Source organism: Rhodospirillum sp. A1_3_36 (genome assembly GCF_047263945.1).
Taxonomy (GTDB): Bacteria; Pseudomonadota; Alphaproteobacteria; order Rhodospirillales; family Rhodospirillaceae; genus Rhodospirillum.
The window spans coordinates 1-3,120 of record NZ_JBLAVB010000065.1 but is presented as its reverse complement, the minus strand read 5'-3'; the positions used below and the strand labels follow the sequence as shown (position 1 = coordinate 3,120).

3 protein-coding genes and 1 pseudogene are annotated in these 3,120 nt (G+C 56.7%); all 4 read right to left on the bottom strand.

Going from position 1 to position 3,120, the window contains the following annotated elements; translation table 11 throughout:
- Window positions 1-210: 210 nt before the first annotated feature.
- Window positions 211-453, bottom strand: a complete 243-nt coding sequence (locus ACLIRY_RS26790) for a hypothetical protein (RefSeq protein ID WP_413208479.1) — start codon at window positions 451-453, stop codon at window positions 211-213.
- Window positions 454-485: 32 nt separating this feature from the next.
- Window positions 486-1,162: pseudogene (locus ACLIRY_RS26785) on the bottom strand (IS5 family transposase); the annotation flags it as partial.
- Between the two features lie 27 nt (window positions 1,163-1,189).
- Entirely contained in the window at window positions 1,190-1,546 is a 357-nt protein-coding gene (locus ACLIRY_RS26780; protein ID WP_413208478.1) for a hypothetical protein, read from the bottom strand.
- A 1-nt stretch (window position 1,547) separates the two neighbouring features.
- Window positions 1,548-3,120 (bottom strand): hypothetical protein (locus ACLIRY_RS26775; protein WP_413208477.1); only part of this gene is annotated, 1,573 nt, incomplete at its 5' end.

The following is a 3,120-nucleotide window of genomic DNA, read 5'->3' as shown; positions in this document are numbered from 1 at the left end:
TCGACGCCCGCTCCTGCAGGCTGTCGCGGACAACGCCCGGCCTGTCGCCCAGGGTCTCGCGGATCAGGGTCTCGTTGATGATATCCCCGCCCAGCGAGGCGATGGTGGCCCGGCCCCCCGCGTCGATTACCCCCGAGCGGTTGGTGATGTCCCCGCCCGCGATCAGGGTCATGTCGTGCGAGATCAAACCGGGTCAAATCGCATCGCGATTTAACCCGGGGACTTTGATCTCCAGATTTGGAGGACCGGCGTGCCGGTCCGGGAGCGGATGACGCCGGAGTTGTCGATGGTGTCGTCGGCGATGATGGTGACGCTGTCGCCCTCCACCAGGGCCGCCTGCTGGGTGATCCGACCGCGAGAGGCCGAGGCCAGATAGACCTGCGGCACCAGAACGCTTTTGCCGTCGATCTGCTTGGTGACGTACCAGACAATGTCCGAGTTCAGCGCCGCCACCTGCTCCTTGGACAGCGCAATCCCCGGGGCTCGAAGCCCTCTGTTTTATCCGAGCGCTTGACGATTTCGACATTAACCTGGGCCAAGACCTGTTTCAATCCAGCCTGAAATTGTGGTCCTTGATACCCGCCGTCGGCATAAAGCTTGAGGAGGAAGGGATACAGACCGAAAAGGGAAGTCATGACAAGCAGGCCGCCGTCTCGGTCCTGAATATTGGCGGCATGGAGGAGCGCATGCATCAGGAAACCTTGGGTGTCGACGAGAATATGCCGCTTCTTTCCCTTGATTTTCTTGCCCGCATCGTAGCCGTTGCCATCAATGTAGCGCCCCCTTTTTCTGCGCTTTTCACGCTCTGGCTATCAATGATGCCTGCCGTGGGAGAGGCTTCCCGTCCGGCGTGTTCCCGACTGGCCACGGAAAGGGTTTGGTGAATGCGGTCCAGTGTCCGGTCCCATGTCCAGAGATCGAAATAGTCGTAGAGCGTGCTCCGTGGCGGCAAATCCTTCGGAACCGCTCGCCATTGGCAGCCCGTCGACAGCACAGACATCAGCCCGTTGACCACTTCGCGAATATTGACGCGTCGCTTTCCTCCGCTCCGCTTACCCGGCGGTATCATCGGTTCGATCAACGCCCTTTCCTCATCGGTCAGGTCGCTCGGATAGCGCAGGTGATCCCGGTTGTAGCGGGAACGGTTCTCGGCGGTCCACATTGGCACCCTCCTATGAAAAATGGTGCCTTACAAGGAATCATAACCGACGAATGAGGCCAGTTCCAGTTCCGCTTCAAATTCTAGCTTCCCGGGGTATGCTAGCTTGACTGACGGGCAGCAAATGACATTGACCCGCACACGACCTGAAGATTGCACCAAGAGTTTCAGTTCAAGATCACCTTCTTCGCTAATCCAGCCGCCTTTTTTACTTCCCGATGCTATAGAGGCACATAATTTTTCGAGCTTCGCAAAATCCTGATTGCTAGAGAAAAACTCAAATTTTCCTGAACACCATTCGCATGAGAAGTCAAATTCAACGAGGTCGCTTGACGGCGACTTTCTCGATATCTCGATGCGCGTTGAGTTTTCACCTAAAAGTTTCATTTTATTGACTCGGCCAATTTAAAGTCCCTGTTTGTACATCATCTAAAGTACCCGGCCAGCCGAAGCTACGGGTACGCTGCCCCCATTGAGAGACCCCGACAGCATCTCGGTGGATAATTTGACCGTTTTTCACGATAACATTGTAAACGACTGGAGAACCATTTCGAGTTCCTTGAATCGCATATCCAAGACCGCCACCACGCACCACGACTGGGGGGACCTCGAACATTTTCTCATCAATTGATCTGGGGAAATTATGCCCACCAGGGTCCTCGACCGCTCTTTGCCGAACACGCGGTGCATAGGGCACATCCATCATGTTCCCTTTTGCGGCATTGAACGCATCAATCGCTGGAACACCTTGAGAGCGAAGGTCTCCATAATACTGACGCCCAACGTCATTGAGGCGTGAAACTTGCTTCGGGGTGACTGTTCTATTTGGAACATTCCCCCCATAAACAAGATTGTCATACGCGGAGGACCCCGGATGCGTGATCGTACCATCAACGTGTGCGACGACAGCCGTTCCGTCAGCATCTTGGACCCAAGTATAGCCGCTTGGCAAGACGGGGCGGTTGGGGCCTACCCCATCGTTAATCACCGTCCAGCCAGAGGGAAGCCTTCTTTCAACCTGCATCCTCGTAATGATCGTTTTCGCGACACCGGACACCTTTTTGGCGGCGGCGGCTCCCCCGAGGACAAAGCCGACCGTGATCACCCCCAGGGAGGCCAGGGCCATGGCTTCTCCATGGGTCAAGGTTACGTCCTGCCCCTGAAGGAAGCCCGCCGCTTTCGAGATCCCCTCTTCCACATAGGGTCCGAGGAGTTCTTCCGATGCGGTGGTCACGGCCTGCTCAACCGTTGCCTGCAAGACCGCTCCGGCCGGTCCGGTGGTAACCGTCGTCACCGCGAACTTGACCCCTCGCACAATGACGTCCGCAGCCGTCCCGTACGTATCAATCCAATAATTCAACTCAGCCGCAAGCTGCTCTGCTTTGCCGCCGAGCGTCTTCAAGGTCGTTTGATCTTGGGTCCCTGCCGCACCTCCAATGTCGATGACCAAACCATCCGCATCGGAATTCGGCACGTAAGCGTATTCATTGATGTAGGAGGGCGCCCCATTCACGATGACCGGATTGCCCTGGGCGTCCGTGTTCAAGAGTTTCCCAGCCAACAAATGCTGCCGGGCCGCCTCAATGTCCGCAGGACTGAGGCCTTGTGCGGTCAGATAAGCAATTTGCTCCTCAACATTGAGTAATCTTGAAATCATCGGGCTCTTTTCGAGAAGCTCCGCCTTGATCTCTTCCCGAGGCTTACCCGTTTTTTGGGCCAACTCGTCGGCCATGGCGTCGACGCTCTTCGTGCGTCCCCGAAGATCTTTTGCCACCGCCGGATTGCTCTCGGAAATCGTCTCGATAAAGCCCGCCCAGGCCTCGCTGACGCCCGAGAAGTTCTCCCGGCTCTTCCCAAGCAACCAATCGAGATCCTTGCCACTGTTTTCGGCGACGTTTTGCGCGGCTGAGACGGCTTCGTCGGCGTTCTGGCCGGTCAAGGTTGCGCCAAGGGCTGCGGCC